Origin of the sequence: Streptomyces sp. NPDC007905 (genome assembly GCF_042959345.1) — a bacterium.
GTDB lineage: Bacteria > Actinomycetota > Actinomycetes > Streptomycetales > Streptomycetaceae > Streptomyces.
In genome coordinates, this window is record NZ_JBIBKS010000001.1 from 234,328 (window position 1) to 257,925 (window position 23,598).

Genomic DNA, 23,598 nt, shown 5'->3' on the forward strand with positions numbered 1-23,598 from the left:
GTACGCCGTCCGGGGCTTCGTGGGATGCTCCGATCAGGTGGTGGCCGGGAACCGTTCCCAGACTCGATGGGTGCCGAGCAGTTGGATGACCTGCTGAAGGGCGGTCGTCACGCTGTCGGCGAGGATCACGCCGGGCGCGTCGGAGGGGATGCCGGCGGCCTCCAGGACGTCCTCCCCGCCCTTGGAGGCGCCGATGGCCTTACCGTGCCGGAACGCCTCGTTCAGCAGCAGCCCGACCCGTGGGTCCGCGGTCGCCTGCCGGGCGGCGGGCAGTCCCGCCTTGGCGTCCCGGGAGCCGTAGGCGTCGGCGCCCACCCCGGGTGTGCCGGCCAGCAGGAGGGCGTCGAACTCGACGGACCGTGCGGTGGCGTAGGTGCGCTGGACGGTCAGGGCGTCCTGTCCCGAGCCGAGGGTGCCGCCCGCGGGGGCGATGACCAGCGGGACCATGCCGCCGTCCAGGATCTCCTGCCGCACGGCCCGTACGCCGTCCAGGTCACCGTCGGGGCCGGTGACCAGCCCGATGACGCGTCCGTCGGTGGGCCAGGTGCGGCCGACCTGGGACAGGGCGGGGCTGGGCTCGACGTCGGCCAGCGGGACGGTGGGCTGCGGGGCGGGCAGACCGAGGCCGGCGGCGACGCCCGCGCACAGCTCCGGGTCGATGTTGGCGAGGACCTGCAAGGTCCGTTCCCGGATGGGCTGTTCGTAGCACTTGCCGAGTTCGAAGGTGTAGGCGCCGATGATGTGCTCGCGCTCGACCGGGCTCATGCTCAGCCAGAACCGGCGGGGCTGGCTGAAGTGGTCGTCGAACGACTCGGGCGCCTCGCGCACCTTGGTCGCCTCCGGGATGCGCACGGGTGCCTCGACATAGGCGCCGAGGTCCGCGCCCGCGGTGAACGGGCAGCCGCCGTCCAGGGAGTTGGGCCGGTAGGGGGCGGTTCCGCGGTGCACGGCCGTCTGGTGCATGCCGTCGCGCAGCATGTCGTTGACGGGGGCGTGCGGCCGGTTGATGGGCAGTTGCGGGAAGTTGGGTCCGCCCAGCCGGGTGATCTGGGTGTCCAGGTAGGAGAAGAGCCGGCCGGCGAGCAGCGGGTCGTCGGTGATGTCGATGCCCGGGACGAGGTGCCCGACGTGGAAGGCGATCTGTTCGGTCTCGGCGAAGAAGTTCGTCGGGTTCCGGTTGAGGGTGAGCAGCCCGATGGGCTGTACCGGGGCGAGTTCCTCGGGGACGATGTTGGTCGGGTCCAGCAGGTCGATGCCCTCGAAGGTCTGGTCGGGGGTGTCGGGGAAGGTCTGGATGCCGAACTCCCATTCCGGGTAGGCGCCGGCCTCGATGGCGTCGGCGAGGTCCCGGCGGTGGAAGTCGGGGTCGACGCCGTTGATGATCTGGGCTTCCTCCCACACCAGGGAGTGCACACCCAGCTTCGGCTTCCAGTGGAACTTCACCAGGGTGGTCCCGCCCTCGGCGTCGACCAGCCGGAACGTGTGGACGCCGAAGCCCTCCATGGTGCGGTAGGAGCGCGGGATGCCCCGGTCGGACATGTTCCACAGGGTGTGGTGGGTGGCCTCGGTGTGCAGGGTGACGAAGTCCCAGAAGGTGTCGTGGGCGCTCTGCGCCTGCGGGATCTCCCGGTCCGGGTGCGGCTTGCCGGCGTGGATGACGTCCGGGAACTTGATCGCGTCCTGGATGAAGAACACCGGGATGTTGTTGCCGACCAGGTCGAAGACGCCTTCGCTGGTGTAGAACTTCGTGGCGAAGCCCCGGGTGTCGCGGACGGTGTCGGAGGAACCCCGGGAACCCAGAACCGTGGAGAAGCGCACGAAGACGGGTGTCTCGACGTCCTCCGCGAGGAACGCCGCCTTCGTCACGTTGGCCGCCGTGCCGTAGCTGCGGAACACGCCGTGCGCTCCGGCGCCCCGGGCGTGCACCACGCGCTCCGGGATGCGTTCGTGGTCGAAGTGCATCACCTTCTCCCGCAGGTGGTGGTCCTGCAGGAGCACCGGGCCACGGGGGCCCGCCTTCAGCGAGTGGTCGGTGTCGTACAGCCGGGTGCCCTGGGCGTTGGTGAGGTAGCTGCCGCTCTGGGCCATCCGTGCCTGGTCGGCACCGGTCGGCTGACCGGTCGGCGAGACGGTGTCCGGACCGGTCTGGTCGGGCTTGGGGGGCAGCGGCTCCCGGGGCTCGGTCGGCTCGGCGAGCGACGGCGACTCGGGGCCCGGCTTGCCGGGAATGCCCTCCTCCGGACCTTTACCCTCACCCTGCACCGCCTGGGCGACCTTGTCCGCCGCGCGCTTGAGGGGGTTGGTCTCACTCATCACTACCATCCTTCGCTGGTCACGAGGGTGCCCGGTACGGGCGGGGCCGGATGTTCGGCACACGGGAGCCGACGTAGGCCGTGCTGCGTACGTATGTGGTCGGAGCATTGAGCGTGGGGCCTCACACCGAGGTCCCCGGGCCAGGGCGTCCGAAACCGGGGATCACTTGGCATTTCCCCGTGGGGTGAAGTCGGGACGACGCGCGCCGCCTTGGCGGTGCGCGTCGGCCCTTCGGACGTGTTCACCCGGACCCGGAGACCAGCGGGCGGGGTCAACCGCCCCCCTGCCGAGGGCGGGTTCGCCAGGGGGCCGGCTTCTTGACCCGGGGCGGGACGGCACCGGGCCGCCCGCACACGCCACCCTAAGCGCCGGCCCCGGTCCGCGCAGTTCGGGACAGCTTGATCATGTACGTGCCACGACGCGCACGGTTTCCAGGGACGGGTCCGCCGCGCCGGCGATCAGGAAACCGTGCTCGACACCGCTGCGCAGGTAGTCGACGATCTCTGCCGTGATCACCTCGCCCGGCGCCACGACCGGTGCACCCGGCGGGTAGGGGCAGATCATCTCGGCGGCGATCCGTCCGGCCGCCCGTTCGGCGGGCACCTGTTCGGCGGGGCCGAAAAAGGCATCGCGGGGCAGGACGGCCTGCTCCAGTTCGAGCGCGCGGGGTTCGGGCAGCCTGACGGCGGGCTGCCGTTCGATGGAGTCGGCGCGCTCCACGAGCGAGGACATGGACTCCAGGAGCAGTTTCTCGGTCTCGTCGTCGTCGGAATGGGTGATGGAGGCGCTCATCCGGCAGGTGTCGGAGCCGCCCACGTCGATGTGGCAGTTGGCGCGCAGCCACTCGGCCGCCTGCATACCGCTCACGCCGAGACCGCGTACGTCGATGACGATCTTCAGCGGGTCGAACTCGGCGGCCAGCCCCTCCTCGATGATCTCCCCGCCCATCACCCGCAGCCCCGGCAGCTCCCCCAGCCGGGCCCGGATGCGTTCGGCCCGGCGCAGGGCCGTGTCCAGCAGCCCGCGCCCCTGCTCCACCATCTGCCGTCGCCAGCCGTCCAGGGCCGCGTACACCAGGCTGGAGGCGCTGGTGGTGCCGAGCAGGTCCTCGCGCTGCTTGAGCACGTCGGCTGAGACCCGGTCGTGCTGGAGGTGGAAGACCGAACTCTGTTCGATCGCGCCGCCCATCTTGTGGACGCTGGTGACGACCAGGTCCGCGTCCGCGTCCATGCCCCAGGCCGGCAGGTCCGGGTGGAAGGGCAGATGGGCGCCCCACGCCTCGTCCACGATGAGCGGCACGTCGAAGGAGTGGCAGACGTCGGCCACCGCACGGATGTCGGCGCAGGTGCCCCAGTCGGTGGGCGTGATGAGCAGCATGCCCTTGGCGTCCGGGTGCTCCCGCAGCCGGTCGCGTACGTCGTCGGGCTCGGGTGGGTGGGCCATGTGCCGTTCGGCGTCGAACTCGGGGTGGACCCAGATCGGCTCCACGCCGTTGATGATGACGGCCGCGATGACCGACTTGTGCGCGTTGCGGGAAAGCAGCAGCTTCTCCCCCGGGCCGGCGACCGAGCACATCGCGGTCTTCACCGAGAGGGAGCTGCCACAGGTCGAGAAGAACGCGTGCTCGGCGCCGACGGCGTCGGCCATCAGCTCCTGCGCCTGCTCCAGCACCCCCTGGGACTGACGGCGGTCGTCCAGCCCGTTCAGGGAGAGCACATCCGAACGGAACACGTCCAGGCCGAGGATCTCGGCGACCCGCGGATCGGTCCCGCGGCCTTGTTTGTGCCCCGGCGGCCCGTAGGCCACGTCACCTCGGCGCCGGAACTCCTGCAGGGCCTCCAGGACTGGTACGCGTGAGTGATCCATTGCTGTCCTCCAGAGCCGGTCGGTCCCGCACGGACCGTGTTGCACCCGCTGCGCACTCCAAACACGCGAGCCGGTGTCGGGAACCCGTACGGGTGGAACCCGACTCGGCAGGAAGGAACCCGCCGAGCCCCAGGAGGCCTCGTGTCGCAGTACCGCCCTGTCCGGGAGGAGGTCGCGCGGCGCGCCGACGCGTTGTGGGCCGTCGCCTGCGCCCTGCACGCGGACCCGGAGACCGCGTTCGCCGAACACCGGGCGGCGGCGTTGCTCACGGGCGAGCTGGAGCGCGCGGGTTTCGAGGTGCGGCGGGAGACGGCCGGCCTGTCCACCGCGTTCACGGCACGCGCGGGCCGGGGGCGGCCCGTCGTCGCCTTTCCCCTGGAGTACGACGCCCTGCCCGGCCTGGGGCACGCCTGCGGGCACAACCTGATCGCGGCGGCGGGACTGGGGGCCGCCCTGGTCACGGACGCCGTGCTGGACGGGTGCGAGGGAACGGTACTGGCGGTGGGTACGCCCGCCGAGGAGGGCGGCGGTGGCAAGGCTCTGGAGGTGGAGGCCGGGGTCTTCGACGACGTGGACGCCGCCCTGATGTTCCATCCCGGGGTGTACGACTGGATGCGAGCGCCCCTGACCGCGCAGGAGCAGTACCGGATCGGATTCCGGGGCCGGGCCGCACACCCCACGGGCAACCCCACCGAGGGCATCGACGCCCTCGCGGCCCTGATCGAACTGTTCAACGTGCTGTCGGCCCTCGGCCGGCGGCTGCCGGAGGGATCCCACGTCCAGGGCATCGTCACCCAGGGCGGCACGGCCACGAACATCGTCCCCGAGTACGCCGAGGGACGCTTCGGGCTGCGCGCGCTCACGACCGCCGCCCTGGACGACCTGGCGGCACAGCTGCACACCTGTGCCGAGGGCGTCGCCCGGGCCACCGGCACGTCCTTCGAGGTCGAGCGCGCGAGTGTGCGCTACGAGCACTTCCGCGACAGCGAGGTGCTGTCCGAGCGCTTCGCCGGTCATCTGACCCGGGCCGGGATCAACCTGACTCCGCCCGCCGCCGGCGTCTACCTGGGGTCTTCGGACATCGGCAACGTCAGCGCCCGGGTGCCCGCCATCCATCCCTTCGTCGCGATCATGGATGCCGACGGCTCCGATCACACCCCGGAGTTCGCCGCGGCGGCGGCCTCCGAGCGCGCCCGCCGCGTTCTCGTGGCCGTGGTGGAGGCGCTGGCCTGCACGGCCGTGGACGTTGCGCGGGACGCGGGCCTGCTCGCCCGTGCCTGGGACCGGCACCGCTGACCGCCGTACGGCCGCTCCTCGCGGCGACGCCCCTCCGGCGGGTGTGTCCCTGGACGGAGGTGCTCCGTCCAGGGACGGACGAGGCTACGGGAACGCCGTGGGCACCGCCTGCTCTGCTCAGGAGTCGCACGCGTTCTCCTTGTTGCCGAAGGGCCGGTGGCACCGGAACGATCCGGCCCGGTGCCTTCCCCGGCAATGGCCTCCGTTGCTCCGCCTCGTGCACTTTCGCGGTGGCGCTCTCCGCTCAGCGCTCCGCGTCCGCGCCTGTGGAAAGGGGGACCTCCCAGGTCAGTTGCCGGATCAGCACGGCGTCCTCATGGTGCCGTCCGGAAGGAGGGCGCGACGGGGTACGGGTGCCCCGGGAGATGCCGCCGCTGACGGTGATGTTGTGCTCCACGCGGGGGCGGCGGTGGTGCTCGTAGACGGCGAACGCGGTGTGCGGATCGGGGGCGTCGCGCAGGGCCTTGGCGAGGACGACGGCGTCCTCGAGCGCCATGGAGGCGCCCTGTCCGGTGGCCGGTGAGGCCGCGTGCGCCGCGTCGCCCATCAGGAGGACACGGCCGGTGTGCCAGGGCGTGCCGAGCGGCATCTCGGTGGCGTTGGTGATCATGACACGGTCGGTGCAGGCAGCGACGATGTCCCCGGCCGGGGTGGCGTCCTCGCGCAGCAGCGGGAGCAGCTCGGCGCGGGGGTCGGGGGCCGCACGGTCCCCGGGTCGGACGGCGGGCAGCGGGTCGCCGGCGACGCGGGCGAACCAGTACGTCTGGCCCGCCGGTGAGACCGCGTACCCGAAGGCGGCCGCGCTGCCGCGCACCATGGTGATGACGCCGGTGCCCCCGGTGGCGGGAGCGCGGTCCGTGTAGCCGTAGTAGACGCGCTGGCCCGCGTAGTGAGGCCGCGCCGTGGGCGCGACGACGTGCCGGCGCACGGCCGAGCTCAGGCCGTCCGCACCGATCAGCAGGTCTGCGGTGGCGCTGCCGCCGTCGGCGAAGTGCGCGGTGACGCCGTCGGGTCCGTCCGTCACCGACAGCAGACGGCTGCCGTGGCGCAGCGGGATTCCGCGGCGGACCGCCTCGGCCTGCAGAGCCGTGTTCAGCTCACCGCGGCGCAGACAGCGGTAGCGCAGGGCCGGGTCGTCCGCCTCGCCGAGCGGTGCGTGCGCCGCCTCGGCGCCCCGGCTGTCGAGCAGGCGCAGGGAAGTCAGCGGAAAACCGACGGCCGTGACGGCGTCCGAGGCGTCGAGCTCGGCCAGGGCGCGCATGCCGTTGCTCGCCAGGGTCAGGAAGGCTCCGATGTCCTCGGCGGTGTCGGGGTGGGCCTCGAACACGGCCACGTCGTGTCCGGCCTTGTGCAGGCCCAGCGCTGCCGCCGTGCCCGCGATGCCGCCGCCGATCACCAGAATGCGTGCCATCGGTTCCACCCCCACCGTCCCGTTCCGGTACCTCGACCGGTGGCACAGGTACGCCACGGACGGCGGGGCGGGCAAGCCGACGCGCCAGATTCGGTCGCGTCCGCGGAGCGGGACCCGGCGGACGCGCCGGCCCCGAATCCCCCGGACGCCGGGCTCACTTGGCGAGCTGCTGGTACAGCGACGTGAGGTCCTGCGAGAGGACCGACTTGACCCAGCGGGTGGTGTCATCGCCGAGCACCTCGTGCGCTCCGGACTCGATGCCGTCGAGGGCGGCCGCGCGCCCGAGGGCACGGTGCCTGCCCGGCAGACGCGACCAGATCACCACCCGCGGCCTGCCCGGCTTCGTCGCGCTGCGCACGGAGGTGGGGCGGGCGGTGCGACAGGGCGACTGAGGGCGGGGCATCCTGGGAGGCGTACGTCGAGCCGGGAGGTGCGGGCATGCGGTGGTGGGCCGGCGGGTGGGTGGCAGCGGTGGTGGTCGTGCTGCTGGCGGGGTGCGGTGCGCCGGCGGGCGGGGGTTCGGGCGCGAGTGCCGGACCGTCGGAGAGCCGGGGCGCGGGGCCGTCGGAGAGCCCGGGCGGAAGCGCGGGGCCGTCGGAGAGCCGCTCAGAGCGGCCGTCGCCCTCGACCCGCGCCCCTTCGTCGCCCTCGGTCTCGGCCTCCGCCTCGGCGGAGAAGTGCGCCGCCCGGCAGGCCGAGGTCACGGTCTCCCCCGGCGGCCCGGTCCGGCAGCGGGTGTGCGTGCGGCCCGGGACCGTGGTGACCCTCGTCCTGCGCCCCCGCGTGGACGACAAGCGGTGGACGGGGGTGCGGAGTTCGGCCCCGGCCCTCGTCCTGCCGTCCGGCTGGCGCGTGGCCGCCGACGGCACCGCGCACGCCACCCTGCGCTGCGCGGGCACCCGGGGCGGTGCCGTCGAGATCACCGCGGCGGCCAGGGCACCGGACGTGGCGGGTGCGGCGCGCACCGCCTTCACGCTGGACGTGGACGTGGTGCCGTACGCGCGGGAGGGGTGACCCGGCGGGCCACCCCTCCCCCGGTGCATACCGCTCAGCCGAGTGCGCGCAGCTTGACGGCGTAGATGCCCCGGCCATGGGTGGCCGCGTACAGGATGCCGCCGTCCGGGCTCGTCTTGAGCTGCAGGACGGCGACGGCCGGGAGGCTGCCGACCCGCTGCCACGTCGTACGGCCGGGCGCGCGGTAGACGACGCCGAGGTCGGTGGCGAGGGCGACGCCGCCGTTCGCCGTGACCAGCGCGGAGTCGGTCGGCACGTCGGGAAGGTTCGCCGAGATGTCCTTCCAGGTGGTGCCGCCGTCCCCGGACTCGAAGACATGGCCGACGCCCGCGCCCGGACCCTCGGTCCAGTGCCGGGAGAAGCCGTTGACCGCGAGGAAGACGTGGTCGGCGTTCTTCGGGTCGACGGCGAAGCCGCTGAGGTAGCGGTTGGGCACCGTGCCGTCCACCGGCAGGCTGATGTCGTGCCAGCCGGTGCCGTCCGCGTTGCCGACGGCGATGCCGCGGGCGAAGCCCTGGTTGTTGCACGGGCCGCACCAGGCGGCGTAGATCCTGCCGCCGGAGGCCGCGACGGCGGTGGCCACGCGGCCGGCGCCGAAGTCGTGCACGCTGGTCCACTCGGAGCCGCTGCGGATGGCGTAGCCGTGGGTCTGCACCCAGATGTGGCGGCCGCCGGCGATCCAGGTGGAGCCGTTCTTCAGGTCCGCTGCGAGCGGGGCGATGAAGCGGGCCTCGCTGGTGGCGTTGTCGGGTGGGGCGACGCCGTAGGACGTCGCCTTGCTCGCGTCGGTGGTCCAGCTCCCGTCGTTGACGGCGCAGTTGTTGGTGACCTGGATCGCGAGGTAGACGTACTCCTGGGCGATGTCGCAGCCGTTGGCGGGGTTCGTGAGGGTGTCACCGCCGTCGCCGCCGAAGTTGGAGCCCATCACCGTGTCGTTGCTGCGGAGGATGGACTGGCCGTTGTCCTGCAGGCCACCGGTGACGGACAGACCACCGTGGTCGAGGTCCTTGCCGATGCCGACCGAGTAGTACTGCAGGGTGTCGATGGTGCCGTCGTTCAGAGAGGTCCAGTCGGTGGCGTGGCCGGAGGCGTCCTGGGAGCCGTGCACCGGGCGCCTGTACACCCCGCCGTCGTTGCCGACGTACACGTAGGCCCTGCCGTGGTAGCGGCCGATCGCCACGCCGTGCTGGTCGGAGTGGGTGGTCTGGTGGCAGTCGCCGGACTGCTTGGCCGGGTCGATGCTCCAGCAGGAGAAGCCGAAGTTCCAGTACGGGCCGACGGTCGACCAGGTGCCGCCGCCGTCCTTGGTCTCGTAGACCTCCTCGAGACCGGCGTAGAGGTGCTGCGGGTCACTCGGGTCGACGGTGAGGAACTGGTTGTACCAGGCCTGGACACCCGGCATGTAACCGGGCGAGGTGAGCGCCGAGTTGTCGGCGGCCAGACCCTTGTAGTCGGCGATCTTCGTCCAGGGGCCGGTCGGCGAGCCGGACCTGGAGACGAAGATGCCCTCCAGGCCGCTGTCCGGGTTGGTGTTGAGCTGCTCCGGGGACTGGTCGATGGCGTAGTAGCGGGAGCCGTCGGCGGAGCGGGCGAAGGTGACGTTGCCGACGTTGTCGGCGTCGGCGGGCAGGTCACCGAGACCGTCGGCGATCCGCTTCCAGGTGCCGTGGGTCTTCGTGTAGAAGCCGTTGTAATCGTCACCGCTGCGCCAGCCGACGGCGAGAACCACCTTGGACGGGTCCTTGGGGTCGATGGCGATGTCGTTGGCGATGTTCTTGTACGGGGCGCCCGGGTCGTCGGCCTCCGAACCGCCCGGAAGGAACTCCGGGTTGGGCGCGAATTCCAGCTTCCACGGGCCGCTCAGCTTCTTCGTGGAGTGGCTCCAGACGCCTTCGCTGGTGGCCGCCCACACCTTGCCGCCGCCGAAGCGCAGTTCGTGGATGGTGGTGCTGTCCAGCTCGTCCCCGCCGACCCGGCGGCGCGGGGAGAACGTGCCGTGGTGCGGGTGGGCCAGGAGGTAGACGCCGCTGCCGAGGTAGGCGTCCGCGTTGGTCGTGGCCTCGCCGGTGCCCAGCCACAGTCGGCCGGCTCCGTCGAGGGCGAGGGCGCCGGTGGACTGCGCGGGCAGCCGGTCGCTGATGGGCTGCCAGTGGCCGCCGCCACGGTGCGAGCGCCAGATTCCGCCGCCGGCGCTGCCCGCGTAGACGTAACCGTCGTCGTCGGCCGCGATGGCGGCCATGCGGCCGGTGACGTCGCCCGATCCGCCGCTGGAGTTGGAGTCGATGTCGCGGTAGCGGGGATCGTCGGAGTTGTACGGCAGATCGGTGACGTTGCGCCAACTCCCCTTCGTCGCAGGCAGGCGCTGAAGACTGCGCCAGGCGGCGCCGTACGCGCCCGGTGCGACGACACCGGGTGAGGTGCGGGCCTCGGCGTACTGGTCCGCGCCCTCGGCGATCTCGTCCGCCTCGTTGCCGTCGTCGTCATCGGCCTGCAGATGCGGGGACGGGGACACCGGGCCCACCGACCGCTCCCGCTCCTTGGCGAGTTGGCCGAGCGTACGGACTCCGAAGGGACTGGCGCCGCCCCGGCCGGAGGCGGCGGACGGGGGTATCGCGACGAGCGCGGCGGACGCGGTGAGCGCACAGACGGTGAACCACCGTCTTCTGCGGGTTGGCACGGACACCGAGGGACCTCCCAGAAGGACATCGACACTGCCGACGCAGGAGACCCGATCACGTGCACGCGGGAACGTCCGCCGTTTGGCGCAATCTTGACGAGAACCTGCCAGTAATCCCGGTGTCGGCCCATGATTTTCCGGCGTGGCCGGAGCTGATCGTGGCCCTGTTCTTTCGCCGAGGGCGCCGCGCGGACCGGACCTGCCGCTCGCGCCGTCGCCTCTGCCGACGGAGGTGACAACACCGGCGCCCGTGGTGCGTAGTGGGCCGGTACCTCGCCACCCGCCCACTGGTCGCCGGGGCGCTCGGCCGCCGGGGGCACGTCCTGCCGTCCCTGATGCTGATCGCCCTCGGTCTCCTCACCCTGATCGAGGCCGGTGCGTTCGGACTGTGGCGGCGGCCGCCCGGCCCTGGGTGCGCAGCTGCCCCACCGTCTTCAGCAGCCGGTCGGCGGGCTCGCGCAGCCGGGGATGAGCCAGGACCGTGTTCCGCAGGCCGCGTACCGGTCTGCGCCACAGCCGTTGCGCCGCGGCCACGGGGTGGGCGCGCGCGGCGAAGCCCTCCCCCACCCGCAGTTCACGGGTCTTGAGCCAGTCCTTGTACTCCTTGTCGCCACGCCCCAGGTCGACCAGGGTCACCCCGTGCCGGGCGGCCGCCTCGGCGGTCCTCAGGTGCATCATCAACCCGGGCGAGTAGTAGTGCAGTTCCGGGGCGTACGCGGTGAACCAGGCCGCCAGGACCGTACTGGAGCGGGGACCGAAGTGGGCGGCGACCGGACGGTCGCCGGCGTAGAGCACGGACAGCACGCCGGTGAAGTGCTCCTCGCGCACGTGGAAGAGGTGGTCCACGAGGTCCACGATCCAGGGGCGCGAGAACCGGTCCATCCGTCCCGTCCGGCGGTACTGGGCGGACTTCCACCCCATGAGCGTGCGCAGCATCCGCGGGTCCCGTTCGTCGAACTCGAACCGCACCTCGCCGATGTCCCGCCCGAGCCGGCGCTCCTTCTTCAGCGTCGTCTTGGCCAGGCCCGGGTAGGCGCCGCGCAGCCACTCCGCGTAGGTGCCGTCGCCCGGTTTCACGTCGATCACCGGGGAGGCGAAAGTGCCGGTGACGTGTGGGGCGAACGGCAGCTGCTCCTGGACGAGATGGTCGAACTCGAAGATGCTGAGCCCGCAGGCGCGCAGCAGTTCCCCGGCGTCCCAGCTGACTCCGGGCCGGTGCACGAGGGCCTGGCAGTCGGACAGGCCGAGTCCGATGGCCCGGCCGGTGCCGAAGGGTCCCCGCTCGTACGGGAAGAAGCCGACCGGTTCGCCGCCCTCCCACAGGACCGCCACCCGTGCCCCGCCCCTTTGGCGGCCGACCCCGATCGTGAACTCCGGTGCCAGGAACGGGTTCGCGTACTCGGGCGACTCGTCCATCGCCCGGTGCCAGGCCCCGCGCAGCGCGGCGGTCAGGTCACCGGGTCTGTGGATGGTGATCTCCACCTCAGATCGACCACCCTTCCGCCGGCCCCACGAGTGACGTCTCATGTGCGGCACAGGCCGGTGAGGCGTGTGCATCCTGGCTCATGGATCGCATGGGCGACCGCTCCCCCCATGACGCGCCGAGCGCGTCCTGCCGTCTCTGCCGACTGAAGATATTCGCCGTGCGCCGATGCTCAAACGTCGCGAAACAGTACGCACACCGTCAAGGGTGCCCCAGGCGACGGTTGGTCCGCCATGGGTATGCGGACATCGGTGATGAGTCAGGACGGATGGCGGGATTTTCACGCCCCCCGTTATGGTCTCCGCGGTCCTGCAAGAGGGCCGCTGGCCTCCGGGCCCGCGGGAAGACCCACCCCCAGGCCCTTCTCCGCCTGGCCCGCCAGCGGATCAACGTGCTGTTCGCGATGCTCCGCGACGGCACCTTCTACGAACCCAGAACCCCACGCCTCGCTTGACGAAAGACATAGAGGCACCCCCCGGGAGGGGCGGCCGCATCCCGTGGCGCAGGGCAGGCCGACGCTCCCCGGCGCCCGGAGGGCCACCGGCCCCTCAGCCCGGCCGATGTCCCGACCGGTGCGCGCCCGGCGTCATGTGCTGCGTGCCGATCACCGACAGCAGTTCGAGCTGCGCGGCACCCTCGGTGCCTGGCGGGGCGCTGAACCACAGCAGGCGCTGACGGCCGTCCTCGCTGAACAAGTTGTGGCAGTCCAGCGTGGCCGGCTGGACGTGCGCGGTGGGGCCGTGGTCGGCCGGCACCGGGCGCCTGCCCGCCGGCCGCCGCCCGCTGCACACCCACGTCGACCCCAGCCGCGACGGCAGCGAGGTCGTCTCGGCGGCCGCCGACCGGATCCGCGCCGACTTCTTCCGCCGCGCCGGACTCGAGGACCTGCTCTCCGCGGGCAGTTCCCTCTGACAGCCCATCAACCCAGGAGTGCCACCATGCCGTTCGCGAACTTCAAGGTCCCCGCAGGAAGCCTGGACGAGAAGCAGAAGGAGCTGATCGTCACCCGCACCACCGAGCTGTACGCCGAGATTTACGGCGAGCGCGCACGCGCCAACACCATGGTCCTGGTCGAGGAGGTCACCGACGGCGGCTGGGGCATCGGGGGCAGTGTGCTGACCCTGGCCATGCTCCAGCAGCCGTCCGAGGAGTGACTGGCGCGTTCGCGTCCACGGGACCGGCCCGCTGCGGAGGGTGCTGGCACACTGCCTGCTCGACGTGCGCAGCACCCACGGCAGTCACGAAAGGCGGTACGCCATGTCCCTGTCCGAACCGGCCGTCCCGAAACCCGCCGACCTGCTGGCCACCATGCCGTTCGCGGCCAGGCTGGGCATCGAGTTGCAGGAGGCCACGGCCGAGCGCACCGTCGGCAGCCTTGCCTGGTCCCCGGACGTCTGCACGGCGGGCGGCGCCGTGCACGGCGGAGCGCTGATGGCGCTGGCGGACAGCGTCGGCGCCGTGTGCGCCTACCTCAACCTGCCCGAGGGAGCCGCCGGTACCTCGACGGTGGAGTCCAAGACCAACTTCCTGCGGGCGGTCACCGCCGGCCTCGTCCGTGCGACGGCCCGTCCCCTGCACCTGGGCGGCACCTTGCTGGTGGTGCAGACCGACCTGCGCGACGACCGGGACCGGCTGGTCGGGCAGACCACGCAGACGCAGATCGTGCTCAGGAGGAACCCCGCCTGAGCCTCCGCGGGACGAAGGCCGGCCCCGGCTGGATGCTGGTCAACGTCGGGTACGGCTACCCATGTGACGGCCATCTACACGCCGAGCCTGCCGCTCGACCGCGGCTTCACTCTTCGCCTGAGGTGAGGAGCTTCGGGTAAAGAACGCGCATGGTCTAGTCCAAAGAGGCTTTTGGACTAGACCAACCCATTGACGTGACCGCATCAGCTCCCGGAGGCTGGGGCACCTCCTCACCCCCACCCCTCTGGAGCCACGCAGTGAGACGTCTTCGTGCATGTCTGGGCGCGGCGGCCGCCGTCGGACTCGCCGCCACGGGCACGACCGCGCTCGTCGCGGGCAACGCCTCGGGCGCGACCACCGCGCTGAGCAACCGGTGGTACGCCGCAGCCCCTTATCTGATGCCGCTGGACAACGACCCGCCGGACGCGGCCGCCATCATGGACGCCACCGGCCTCAAGGCGTTCCAGCTGGCCTTCGTCCTCGCCCCCAACGGCGGCGGCTGCTCCCCCACCTGGGGCGGCACGGCACCGGTCTCCTCGGACACGGCAGTGCGGTCGGTGATCAACACCATCCGCGCCAAGGGCGGTGACGTCTCCGTCTCCATCGGCGGGTACGGCGGCACCAAGCTCGGCCAGACGTGTGCGGACGCGGCCTCCACGGCGGCGGCGTACCAGCAGGCCATCACCAAGTACGGGCTGCACGCCATCGACTTCGACCTGGAGGAGCCGGAGTACGAGAACACCGCGGCGATCAAGAACGAGATCGGCGCGGCGAAGATCCTCCAGCAGAACAACCCGGGGCTGTACGTCTCCGTGACCACGGCCGGTACTGCGGACGGCACCGGATGGTTCGGCAAGCAGATGCTGCTGGAGGCCAAGTCGCAGGGGTTCACCCCGAACAACTTCTCCATCATGCCGTTCGACGGCGGCTTCAACGGCGCGGCGAGCCAGACCAGCGCGCTGACCAACTTCAACTCGATCCTGCAGTCCACGTTCGGCTGGGACCAGGCGACCGCCTACGCCCACGAGGGCTTCTCCGGCATGAACGGCCGCAGCGACACCGGTGAGTACTTCACGCAGGCCGACTTCCAGACCGTGCTGGACTACGCCACCAGCCACCACATGGACCGGTTCACGTTCTGGTGGCTGAACCGCGACCGCCAGTGCACGCCGGCCGACAATGGCGGACGCACGTCGGGCACCTGCTCGAGCGTGACCCAGAACTCCTGGGACTTCGCCACGTACTCGGTGAAGTTCGCCGGGGTCACCCCGCCGACCACCACCCCCACCCCCACCCCGACGCCGACACCGACGCCCACCTCCTGCAAGTCCGCCTGGAGCTCGACGGCGGTGTACACGGCCGGGAACGAGGTGTCGTACAACAAGCACAACTGGAAGGCCAAATGGTGGACCCAGAACGAGGTGCCCGGCGCCTCGGAGTGGGGACCCTGGCAGGACGAGGGGGCCTGCTGAACCCCTTGACGTGTCTGGTTCAGACCTTTAACTTCACGGGTCATCGATCACCAACGACGCGTTCAGCGTTCATCATGCTGAACGCGTCCCGGTCCGACGAAGGGACCCCCCACATGACCCGGTACCGGATCCTCGCGGTGACGACCGCCGCGGGCCTCGCCCTCAGCCTCACCGCCCTCGGCAGCGCGGACGCGGCCGACCCCCGTGTCGCGCCAGGCGGCAACTTCGATCTGTCCATATGGCAGCTCCAGGAGCCCGTGGGCTCCCCCGGCTCCCCGACCACCATCCCCTCGTCCCGGCTGCAGGGCGCGAACGGTTACCAGGACGCGTACTTCTACACCGACACCCACGACGGCGCGATGACCTTCTGGGCGCCCGAGAAGGGCGTGACCACCCCGAACTCGAACTACGCCCGCTCGGAGCTGCGGGAGATGAACCGCAACGGCGGCGCGGCCGACTGGCCGCTCAGCGGCTCGCACCGGATGAGCGCGACCCTGCGGGTGGTGTCGGTGACCAAGAACGTGTGCGTGGGCCAGATCCACCTCGGCTCCGGCGGCTCCTCCACCAAGCCGCTGCTGGAGCTGTACTACCACGCGAACGGCGACATCGTGCTCGGCACCGAGAACTCGCCCTCCGGCGGCCAGACCCCGCACTCCGTGGGCCATGTGCCGGTCGGCAGGACCTGGAGCTACACCATCGCCGTGTCCGGCGGGAACACCATCGAGCTGACCGTCAACGGGACCGCCACCCGCTACGCCGTCCCGTCCTCCTTCAAGCCGTACAAGCAGTACTTCAAGGCCGGCTCCTACAACCAGTCCTCCTCCGACAGCACCACGAACGGTGCCCGCGTCGCCTTCTACGGACTGACCGTCTCGCACGGCTGACACACGGTGCGACCTGCGCGACTGGTGCAACCGGGCGGACGGTCGTAGCGTCGAGATGCACGCGGTCGGACACGGCACGACGGGTGGGAAAGCCATGCGCGGATCACTGGTGGGAACGGCAATCACCCTCGCGGCCGGAACCCTGCTCACAGCGGCCATGACCACGGCCTCGGCCAGTCCGCCGACCGCCTCGGCCCCGAAGGCCCATCCGCAGCAACCCGTGCTCGTCGTGCTCGTCGACTGCCTGTGGCACCGCGACGTCCGCCCGACCGACTTCATCCTGGCCTGCGGCGACGGCAACAGCCGCCTCGCCGGCCTCCACTGGACGAAGTGGACCCCGGACCGGGCGAAGGCCGTGGGCGTCAACTGGGTCAACGACTGCAAGCCGTACTGCGCGGCGGGCCGCTTCCACTCGTACCGGGTGACCGTGCGACTGGACCGCGCGCAGCCTTGGAAGAAGCACCCGGACGTCCAGCACTTCACCCGGATGACCCTCACCTACGACGGCGCCCGCCCGGACGGCTTCCAGCAGATCGTGACCTACCCACTCTGGGACTGAGCGGGCACCGCTCGCCGCGGCCGGCCCCGGCCGCGGCGAGCGCCCGTCTCAGGCGATCTCGACCAGCAGGTCGCCGCCCTCCACCTGCTGGATCCGGTTGATGGCCAGCCGGGACACCCGGCCCGCCTTCGGCGCGGTGATCGTGGCCTCCATCTTCATCGCCTCGATAGTGGCCACCGTCGCACCGGCCGCCACCTCGTCGCCCTCCGCCACCGCGAGCGTCACCACGCCGGCGAACGGTGCCGCCACGTGGCCCGGGTTGCCGCGGTCGGCCTTCTCCGTCACCGGCACGTCAGAGGCGGCCGCCCGGTCGCGCACCTGAATCGGCCGCAGCTGGCCGTTGAGCGAGGACATCACGGTGCGCATACCGCGCTCGTCGGCCTCACCGATCGCCTGCAGCTCGATCAGCAGCCGGACGCCCGGCTCCAGGTCGACGGCGTACTCCTTGCCCGGGCGCAAGCCGTAGAAGAACGCCTTGCTGTCCAGGACGCTGGTGTCGCCGAAGCTCTGGCGGTGCGTGTCGAACTCGCGGGTCGGGCCGGGGAACAGCAGCCGGTTCAGGGTCGCCCGGGGCTCCTTCGCGAGCCCCTCGCGGTCCTCGGCGGACAGCTCGGGGACGGGCTTGGGCTCGCCACGGCCCTGCAGGGCCTTGGTGCGGAAGGGCTCGGGCCAGCCGCCGGGCGGGGTGCCCAGCTCGCCGCGGAGGAAACCGATGACCGAGTCGGGGATGTCGAACCGGTCGGGGGTGGCCTCGAAGTCCTCCGGAGAGACTCCGGCGCCGACCAGGTGCAGGGCGAGGTCACCGACCACCTTGGACGACGGGGTGACCTTGACGAGGCGGCCGAGGATGCGGTCGGCGGCGGCGTACATGGCCTCGATGTCCTCGAAGCGGTCGCCGAGGCCGAGGGCGACGGCCTGGGTGCGCAGGTTGGACAGCTGCCCACCGGGGATCTCGTGGTGGTAGACGCGACCGGTCGGGGAGGCCAGGCCCGCCTCGAACGGGGCGTAGATCCTGCGGACACCCTCCCAGTACGGCTCCAGGTCGCCGACGGCCTGCAGGTCGAGTCCGGTGGGCCGCTCGGAGTGGTCGGTGGCGGCGACGAGCGCCGACAGCGACGGCTGTGAGGTCGTACCGGCCATGGAGGCCACCGCGCCGTCCACCGCGTCGGCGCCGGCCTGGATCGCCGCGAGGTAGGTGGCGAGCTGGCCGCCGGCCGTGTCGTGCGTGTGCAGGTGCACGGGCAGGTCGAACTCGCGGCGCAGCGCGGTCACGAGCTTGGCCGCGGCCGGGGCGCGCAGCAGGCCGGCCATGTCCTTGATGGCGAGGACGTGCGCGCCGGCCTCGACGATCTGCTCGGCGAGGCGCAGGTAGTAGTCGAGGGTGTAGAGCCGCTCGGCGGGGTCGTTGAGGTCGGCGGTGTAGCAGAGGGCGACCTCGGCGATCGCGGTGCCGGTCTCGCGTACGGCCTCGATGGCGGGCCGCATCTGGCCGACGTCGTTGAGGGCGTCGAAGATGCGGAAGATGTCGATGCCGGTGGCGGCGGCCTCCTGTACGAAGGCGTCGGTGACCTCGGTCGGGTACGGCGTGTAGCCGACGGTGTTGCGGCCGCGCAGCAGCATCTGCAGACAGATGTTCGGCACGGCCTCGCGCAGGGCGGCCAGCCGCTCCCAGGGGTCCTCGGCGAGGAAGCGCAGCGCCACGTCGTAGGTCGCACCGCCCCAGCACTCCAGGGACAGCAGCTGCGGCAGGGTGCGGGCCACGACCGGGGCCACGGCGAGGAGGTCCTTGGTGCGCACCCGGGTGGCCAGCAGCGACTGGTGTGCGTCGCGGAAGGTGGTGTCGGTGACGCCGATCGTCGGGGACTCGCGCAGGTGCCGGGCGAAGCCCTCGGGGCCGAGGTCGACCAGCCGCTGCCGGGAGCCGGCCGGAGGCTCGCCGGCCGGCAGCGGCGGGAGCTTGGTGACCGGGTCGAGCAGGTCGGGGCGGCCGCCGTGCGGCTTGTTGACGGTGACGTCGGCGAGGTAGGTGAGCAGCTTGGTGCCGCGGTCGGCGGAGTGCCGGGAGGTGAGCAGGTGCGGGCGCTGCTCGATGAACGAGGTGGTGACCCGGCCCGCCTGGAAGTCGGGGTCGTCCAGGACGGCCTGAAGGAAGGGGATGTTGGTGGCCACACCGCGGATGCGGAACTCGGCCACGGCACGCCGGGCGCGGCCGATGGCGGCCTTGAAGTCCCGGCCCCGGCAGGTGAGCTTGACCAGCATCGAGTCGAAGTGCGCGCTGATCTCCGTACCCGCGTGGGTGGTGCCGCCGTCGAGGCGGATGCCGGAGCCGCCCGGTGAGCGGTAGGCGCTGATCCGGCCGGTGTCCGGGCGGAAGCCGTTGGCCGGGTCCTCGGTGGTGATACGGCACTGGAGGGCGGCGCCCCGCAGGGTGACCGTGTCCTGGGACAGGCCGAGGTCGGCGAGGTTCTCGCCGGAGGCGATGCGCAGCTGGGCCTGGACCAGGTCGACGTCGGTGACCTCCTCGGTGACCGTGTGCTCGACCTGGATGCGCGGGTTCATCTCGATGAAGACGTGGTTGCCGTCGCGGTCGAGGAGGAACTCCACGGTGCCCGCGTTGCGGTAGCCGATCTCGCGGGCGAAGCGCACCGCGTCGCCACAGATCCGGTCCCGCAGTTCCGGGTCGAGGTTGGGTGCGGGCGCCAGCTCGATCACCTTCTGGTGGCGGCGCTGGAGCGAGCAGTCACGCTCGTAGAGGTGAATGACGTTGCCCTCGCCGTCGGCGAGGATCTGCACCTCGATGTGGCGCGGGTCCACCACGGCCTTTTCCAGGAAGACGGTCGGGTCGCCGAAGGCGGACGCGGCCTCGCGCGAGGCGGCCTCGATGGACTCCCGGAGCTGGGCGGGGTCCTCCACGCGGCGCATGCCGCGCCCGCCGCCACCCGCGACCGCCTTGACGAAGACGGGGAAGCCGATCTCCTCGGCGGCACGGACCAGTTCGTCGACGTCGTTGGAGGGCGCGGAGGAGCCCAGCACGGGCACGCCGGCCGCTCGGGCGGCGGCGACCGCGCGGGCCTTGTTGCCGGTCAGCTCCAGCGTCTGCGCGCTCGGTCCGACGAAGGTGATGCCCGCCTCCTCGCAGGCACGGGCGAGCTCCGGGTTCTCGGACAGGAACCCGTAACCGGGGTAGACGGCGTCGGCGCCCGCCCGGCGTGCGGCGTCCACGATCTCCTGCACGGAGAGATAGGCCCGCACGGGATGCCCTGGTTCCCCGATCTCGTATGCCTCATCGGCCTTCAGCCGGTGCAGCGAGTTGCGGTCCTCGTGCGGAAACACGGCGACCGTGCGCGCACCGAGTTCATAGCCCGCCCGGAACGCGCGAATCGCGATCTCTCCACGGTTGGCGACCAGCACCTTGCGGAACATCCTGGATTCCCTTCAGCTGCCTGGCGGCGACGAACACCATGGTGTCAGCCCATGCCCTGCCGTACGTCGCGGCAACATTAGGGGGTACCCGCACGTGTCGAAGTGCGAAAAGCGTCACATTGACGTGACCACGGGAGGGCTGCGGGGAGATCCCGCACGCACCGCGATCGACTCCCGCACCGGCAAGTCCCACACGGCGTGCGTCGCCGCGACGAGAACCAGACGTACGGAAAGCAGCCCTCCTTCGGGCACGGGCCGCACGTGTGCCCCGGCGCGGCGCTGTCCCCGTCTGGAGGCGGGTGTGGCGCCGCCCTCGCTGTGCGCCCGCTTCCCGGTCCCGGACCTGGCGGTGCCGGCACCGAACCGCGCAACCAGCCAGTGGCGACCCAGAATGGCCTGTCCGAGCCGCCCCTCCGCCTGAACGCCTGAGTTGACTTCGAGTGCGCTCCAAGTCATAGCGTCGCAGACACCCCGGCGTACGAAGGTCATGGCGCCCGGCGTCCCCCACGGGATGCCGGGTGACGGATTCCGTCGCTAGATGGACACGGGCCTTCGTGTCGTACGGAACGACGATCGATGTGCGGGAAAGGCTGGAACACCACATGCGACAGCGCAGTCTGCGGGATCTCCAGGTATCGGCCATCGGCCTCGGCTGCATGGGCATGTCCGCCTTCTACGGCACGGCCGACCAGGACGAGGGCATCGCCACCATCCGCCGTGCCCTCGAGCTGGGCATCACCTTCCTCGACACCGCGCAGGTGTACGGGCCGCTCACCAACGAGTCCCTGGTCGGCGAGGCCGTCCGGGGACACCGTGACGAGTACGTGATCGCCACGAAGTTCAACTACCGGATGGACGACGCGGTGCCGGGCGACATGAGCACGGTGGGCCGGCAGGACGGCTCGGCCGAGCATGTCCGCAGCTCGGTCCACGGCTCGCTGGAGCGCCTGGACACCGACCACATAGACCTGTACTACCAGCACCGGGTCGACCCCAACGTGCCTATCGAGGAGACGGTGGGTGCCCTGGCGGAGCTGGTGGCCGAGGGCAAGGTGCGGCACATCGGGCTGAGTGAGGCGAGCGCGGAGACCATCCGGCGCGCCCACGCCGTCCACCCGGTCACCGCCGTGCAGAGCGAGTACTCGCTGTGGACGCGGGACGTGGAGGCCGAGGTACTGCCCGCCTGCCGGGAGCTCGGCATCGGCTTCGTACCGTACTCGCCGCTCGGGCGCGGTTTCCTCGCCGGCCGCTTCTCCTCCCCCGAGGAGCTGGACGAGAACGACTTCCGCCGCAGCAACCCCCGCTTCACGGACGCCAACCTCGACGCCAACCTGCGACTGGCGGCCAAGGTGAAGGAGATCGCCGCCGAGAAGGACGTGACCCCGGCCCAGCTGGCGATCGCCTGGGTGCTGGCCCAGGGCGAGGACCTGGTCCCGATCCCGGGCACCAAGCGCCGCAGCTATCTGGAGCAGAACGCGGCCGCGGCCGACATCGAGCTGACCAAGGACGACCTCGCCCGCATCGACGCCGAGCTGCCCGAGGCGGCGGGCGAGCGCTACGACGAGGCCGGCATGCGAACGGTGAACCGCTAGCGGTATCGGAGCATGCCGACAGCGGGGCCCGGCCCGCGCGTCCGGCGCATCGTCGCCTTTCAGCTGCGCGCACCCCGCTCCGACCGGCCGGACAGGCACCGTTCCTGTCCGGCCGACCTGATCCAGAAGACACCCTGCAGCCGGTCCGGCGCAGCCGCCGGCGCGAGGCTCCCGCAGACCACGGACAGCGTGGTCGGCGGGTCTCTGCGCGGGCTCGATCGGGCGGCCCGGGGGGCGAAGCCGGTGGGCGCCGCCCTCCTTCGGTGGGACCGGAGGTCTGTCGCCACTCCACGTGGCCGGTGCCGGGCCCGGCAAACCGCTCACTCCGCACGGTGGAGCGCCTGTGAGGAACCGCACGCGGGAGTCCAAGTGCCAGGAGGGGGAACCGTGTTGACGCTCGTACGGTCTCGTCGGCGCGGGCACCGGCGACGACTCGCCCCTCCCGTCTGCCACGATGGTCGGCGCCCCTGACCGGGTGGCCCGGCCGCGCAGCGCAGCCGGCCCGACGGGTTCCGCCGGTCTCTTTCCCCACCCCAGGCTGTCGAGTACCCGCCTTGTCATCTTCCCCTGCCCTGCCCACACCCATGCCCGGAACCGGCCCCGCCCCGAGCACCTCGCGCTCACCGTGGCGGTCCCTGCGGTACCGCAGCATGCGCTGGTGGTCGGCCGCGAACTTCGTCTCCAACGCCGGCACCTGGATGCAGCTCACGGTGCAGAACCTGCTGGTGCTGCAGATCACCGGCTCCGCCGCGGCGACCGGTCTGTCGATGTCGGTGCAGGCGGCGCCCGCCCTGTTCGTGAGCCTGCTGGGCGGTGCGGCGGTGGACCGCTGGCCGCGGAAGCTGACGGTCGCCGTCAGCCAGGCCCTGCTCGGCACGGTCGCCTTCACCACCGCCCTGCTCGTGGCGCTGGACCGGATCGACATGACGGCACTGCTGGTCCTGGCCGCCGTGACCGGCGTCATCGCCACGGTCGACGGGCCGGCGTGCGCCCTGCTCGGCAATGATCTCGTCCCGGTGGAGGACGTACCGTCCGCCATCGGCGTGGGCGCCCTCGTGCACAGCGCGGGCCGGCTGACCGGCACGGCCCTGGCCGGAGTGACCGTCGGCTTCCTCGGCACGTCCGCCGCGTACGCCGCCAACGGGCTGTCGTTCCTGTTCGTGGCGTCGGTCGTCCCCTTCCTGCGCCCCGCCCCCGGCGCGGTCCAGGAGCCGAGGAGCACCGAACGCGCCGTGGCGGATCGCGCGGAGATGGGCGTGCGGGAGGGCCTGGCCTTCTTCGTGCGCCGGCCCCGGCTGGTCGCGCTCGCCGCCGTCACGGGCCTCAGCTCCGTCTTCGGCCGCAACTACGGCCTGACCCTCGCCGTCCTCGTCACGGGGCCGCTCGCGGGCGGGGCCAGGGCGTTCGGCACGGTCTCCACGGTCCTGGCCGTCGGCGGCATCCTCGGCGCGGTGCTCGGCGCCCGGCTGCGCCGGCCCTCGGTGCGGACGGTGGGCCTGCTCGCGGCGGCGGGCGGACTGCTGCAGGTGGCGGCGGGTCTGTCGCCGTCCCTGGTGGTCCTGCTGGTGCTGGTCCTGCCGATGGCGGTGGTGGAGTCGGTCTCGGACACCGCCGGTACGGCCGTCCTGCAGACCGATCCGCCCGCGCATCTGCGGGGCCGGGTGCTCGGCGTGTGGAGCAGCACCGGCACGGTGTGGGGCCTCGGCGGGCCGCCGGCGCTGGGCCTGCTCATGGAGTGGGCCGGAGCCCGTGGCGCCCTGGTCGGCGGCGGGCTGCTGGTCGCGGGTGCGATCGGCGCGGGCCTGCTCGGCCGGCGTCGTACGGCCTCGGCGCAGGTGACGCTGGCCGCGAGGGACGGCGGCATGACCGGCCGGGAGGCCCTGGGCACGGCCGCCTGAGCCAGGCGGACCGCGTCGGTGGCT

Annotated in this window: 17 protein-coding genes and 3 pseudogenes; 12 read left to right on the forward strand and 8 right to left on the reverse strand. The window is 71.8% G+C overall.

Features of this window, described 5'->3' with window-relative positions:
• Window positions 1–33: 33 nt before the first annotated feature.
• Both ACFZDC_RS01225 and ACFZDC_RS01230 read right to left on the reverse strand, forming a co-directional pair.
• A complete protein-coding gene (locus ACFZDC_RS01225) occupies window positions 34–2,313 on the reverse strand; it encodes a catalase (protein WP_391319277.1) in 2,280 nt (759 codons plus the stop codon).
• Window positions 2,314–2,715: 402 nt separating this feature from the next.
• Window positions 2,716–4,179: an aminotransferase class I/II-fold pyridoxal phosphate-dependent enzyme gene (locus ACFZDC_RS01230; RefSeq protein ID WP_391319278.1), complete on the reverse strand. Its 1,464-nt coding sequence runs from the start codon at window positions 4,177–4,179 to the stop codon at window positions 2,716–2,718.
• A 141-nt stretch (window positions 4,180–4,320) separates the two neighbouring features.
• On the opposite strand from ACFZDC_RS01230, the gene ACFZDC_RS01235 reads away from it, so the two are divergent.
• Window positions 4,321–5,475 (forward strand): amidohydrolase, encoded by a 1,155-nt coding sequence (locus ACFZDC_RS01235; protein ID WP_391319279.1) that lies wholly within the window; start codon window positions 4,321–4,323, stop codon window positions 5,473–5,475.
• A gap of 244 nt (window positions 5,476–5,719) precedes the next feature.
• On the opposite strand, the gene ACFZDC_RS01240 is transcribed toward ACFZDC_RS01235, so the two are convergent.
• Both ACFZDC_RS01240 and ACFZDC_RS01245 read right to left on the reverse strand, forming a co-directional pair.
• Window positions 5,720–6,886, reverse strand: a complete 1,167-nt coding sequence (locus ACFZDC_RS01240) for an FAD-dependent oxidoreductase (protein WP_391319280.1) — start codon at window positions 6,884–6,886, stop codon at window positions 5,720–5,722.
• Between the two features lie 154 nt (window positions 6,887–7,040).
• Entirely contained in the window at window positions 7,041–7,289 is a 249-nt protein-coding gene (locus tag ACFZDC_RS01245) for a hypothetical protein (protein ID WP_391319281.1), read from the reverse strand.
• Window positions 7,290–7,324: 35 nt separating this feature from the next.
• On the opposite strand from ACFZDC_RS01245, the gene ACFZDC_RS01250 reads away from it, so the two are divergent.
• Complete coding sequence (locus ACFZDC_RS01250) at window positions 7,325–7,900, forward strand: hypothetical protein (protein WP_391319282.1); 576 nt, start codon at window positions 7,325–7,327, stop codon at window positions 7,898–7,900.
• A gap of 34 nt (window positions 7,901–7,934) precedes the next feature.
• Here the strand turns inward: ACFZDC_RS01250 and ACFZDC_RS01255 are convergent, their stop codons facing one another.
• Window positions 7,935–10,583, reverse strand: a complete 2,649-nt coding sequence (locus ACFZDC_RS01255; protein ID WP_391319283.1) for a glycosyl hydrolase — start codon at window positions 10,581–10,583, stop codon at window positions 7,935–7,937.
• A 351-nt stretch (window positions 10,584–10,934) separates the two neighbouring features.
• Window positions 10,935–12,059 carry a GNAT family N-acetyltransferase gene (locus tag ACFZDC_RS01260; protein ID WP_391319284.1) on the reverse strand — a complete coding sequence of 375 codons (1,125 nt, stop codon included), beginning with the start codon at window positions 12,057–12,059 and terminating at the stop codon, window positions 10,935–10,937.
• Window positions 12,060–12,391: 332 nt separating this feature from the next.
• On the opposite strand from ACFZDC_RS01260, the pseudogene ACFZDC_RS01265 reads away from it, so the two are divergent.
• Window positions 12,392–12,514 (forward strand): annotated as a pseudogene (locus tag ACFZDC_RS01265) (IS110 family transposase); the annotation flags it as partial.
• Between the two features lie 94 nt (window positions 12,515–12,608).
• Here ACFZDC_RS01265 and ACFZDC_RS01270 read toward each other — a convergent pair.
• Window positions 12,609–12,773 (reverse strand): annotated as a pseudogene (locus ACFZDC_RS01270) (transcriptional regulator); the annotation flags it as partial.
• On the opposite strand from ACFZDC_RS01270, the gene ACFZDC_RS01275 reads away from it, so the two are divergent.
• From ACFZDC_RS01275 to ACFZDC_RS01300, 6 genes are all read left to right on the forward strand, one after another.
• Window positions 12,772–12,972: a short-chain dehydrogenase/reductase gene (locus ACFZDC_RS01275; RefSeq protein WP_391319731.1), complete on the forward strand. Its 201-nt coding sequence runs from the start codon at window positions 12,772–12,774 to the stop codon at window positions 12,970–12,972. The pseudogene ACFZDC_RS01270 and the gene ACFZDC_RS01275 overlap by 2 nt on opposite strands.
• 26 nt (window positions 12,973–12,998) lie before the next feature.
• Window positions 12,999–13,214, forward strand: coding sequence for a tautomerase family protein (locus ACFZDC_RS01280; RefSeq protein WP_391319285.1), 216 nt, complete (start codon window positions 12,999–13,001; stop codon window positions 13,212–13,214).
• A 103-nt stretch (window positions 13,215–13,317) separates the two neighbouring features.
• A complete protein-coding gene (locus ACFZDC_RS01285; protein ID WP_391319286.1) occupies window positions 13,318–13,746 on the forward strand; it encodes a hotdog fold thioesterase in 429 nt (142 codons plus the stop codon).
• Between the two features lie 257 nt (window positions 13,747–14,003).
• On the forward strand, window positions 14,004–15,218 hold the full coding sequence (locus tag ACFZDC_RS01290) for a carbohydrate-binding protein (protein WP_391319287.1): 1,215 nt from the start codon (window positions 14,004–14,006) through the stop codon (window positions 15,216–15,218).
• 113 nt (window positions 15,219–15,331) lie between these two features.
• Entirely contained in the window at window positions 15,332–16,102 is a 771-nt protein-coding gene (locus ACFZDC_RS01295; protein WP_391319288.1) for a polysaccharide lyase family 7 protein, read from the forward strand.
• Window positions 16,103–16,196: 94 nt separating this feature from the next.
• A complete protein-coding gene (locus ACFZDC_RS01300) occupies window positions 16,197–16,661 on the forward strand; it encodes a hypothetical protein (RefSeq protein WP_391319289.1) in 465 nt (154 codons plus the stop codon).
• Between the two features lie 48 nt (window positions 16,662–16,709).
• Here ACFZDC_RS01300 and ACFZDC_RS01305 read toward each other — a convergent pair whose 3' ends face one another.
• Window positions 16,710–20,084 (reverse strand): pyruvate carboxylase, encoded by a 3,375-nt coding sequence (locus ACFZDC_RS01305; protein ID WP_391319290.1) that lies wholly within the window; start codon window positions 20,082–20,084, stop codon window positions 16,710–16,712.
• 237 nt (window positions 20,085–20,321) lie between these two features.
• On the opposite strand from ACFZDC_RS01305, the pseudogene ACFZDC_RS01310 reads away from it, so the two are divergent.
• From ACFZDC_RS01310 to ACFZDC_RS01320, 3 genes and pseudogenes are all read left to right on the forward strand, one after another.
• A pseudogene (locus ACFZDC_RS01310) lies at window positions 20,322–20,513 on the forward strand (cytochrome P450); the annotation flags it as partial.
• A gap of 173 nt (window positions 20,514–20,686) precedes the next feature.
• Entirely contained in the window at window positions 20,687–21,676 is a 990-nt protein-coding gene (locus tag ACFZDC_RS01315; RefSeq protein WP_391319291.1) for an aldo/keto reductase, read from the forward strand.
• Window positions 21,677–22,326: 650 nt separating this feature from the next.
• Entirely contained in the window at window positions 22,327–23,574 is a 1,248-nt protein-coding gene (locus tag ACFZDC_RS01320) for an MFS transporter (RefSeq protein ID WP_391319704.1), read from the forward strand.
• Window positions 23,575–23,598: the final 24 nt, after the last annotated feature.

Coding starts and splice junctions, on each gene's coding strand:
- ACFZDC_RS01225 (WP_391319277.1), bottom strand. CDS start 2,313: ATGAGTGAGACCAACCCCCTCAAGCGCGCGGCGGACAAGGTCGCCCAG.
- ACFZDC_RS01230 (WP_391319278.1), bottom strand. CDS start 4,179: ATGGATCACTCACGCGTACCAGTCCTGGAGGCCCTGCAGGAGTTCCGG.
- ACFZDC_RS01240 (WP_391319280.1), bottom strand. CDS start 6,886: ATGGCACGCATTCTGGTGATCGGCGGCGGCATCGCGGGCACGGCGGCA.
- ACFZDC_RS01245 (WP_391319281.1), bottom strand. CDS start 7,289: ATGCCCCGCCCTCAGTCGCCCTGTCGCACCGCCCGCCCCACCTCCGTG.
- ACFZDC_RS01250 (WP_391319282.1), top strand. CDS start 7,325: ATGCGGTGGTGGGCCGGCGGGTGGGTGGCAGCGGTGGTGGTCGTGCTG.
- ACFZDC_RS01280 (WP_391319285.1), top strand. CDS start 12,999: ATGCCGTTCGCGAACTTCAAGGTCCCCGCAGGAAGCCTGGACGAGAAG.
- ACFZDC_RS01285 (WP_391319286.1), top strand. CDS start 13,318: ATGTCCCTGTCCGAACCGGCCGTCCCGAAACCCGCCGACCTGCTGGCC.
- ACFZDC_RS01295 (WP_391319288.1), top strand. CDS start 15,332: ATGACCCGGTACCGGATCCTCGCGGTGACGACCGCCGCGGGCCTCGCC.
- ACFZDC_RS01300 (WP_391319289.1), top strand. CDS start 16,197: ATGCGCGGATCACTGGTGGGAACGGCAATCACCCTCGCGGCCGGAACC.
- ACFZDC_RS01305 (WP_391319290.1), bottom strand. CDS start 20,084: ATGTTCCGCAAGGTGCTGGTCGCCAACCGTGGAGAGATCGCGATTCGC.
- ACFZDC_RS01315 (WP_391319291.1), top strand. CDS start 20,687: ATGCGACAGCGCAGTCTGCGGGATCTCCAGGTATCGGCCATCGGCCTC.
- ACFZDC_RS01320 (WP_391319704.1), top strand. CDS start 22,327: ATGCGCTGGTGGTCGGCCGCGAACTTCGTCTCCAACGCCGGCACCTGG.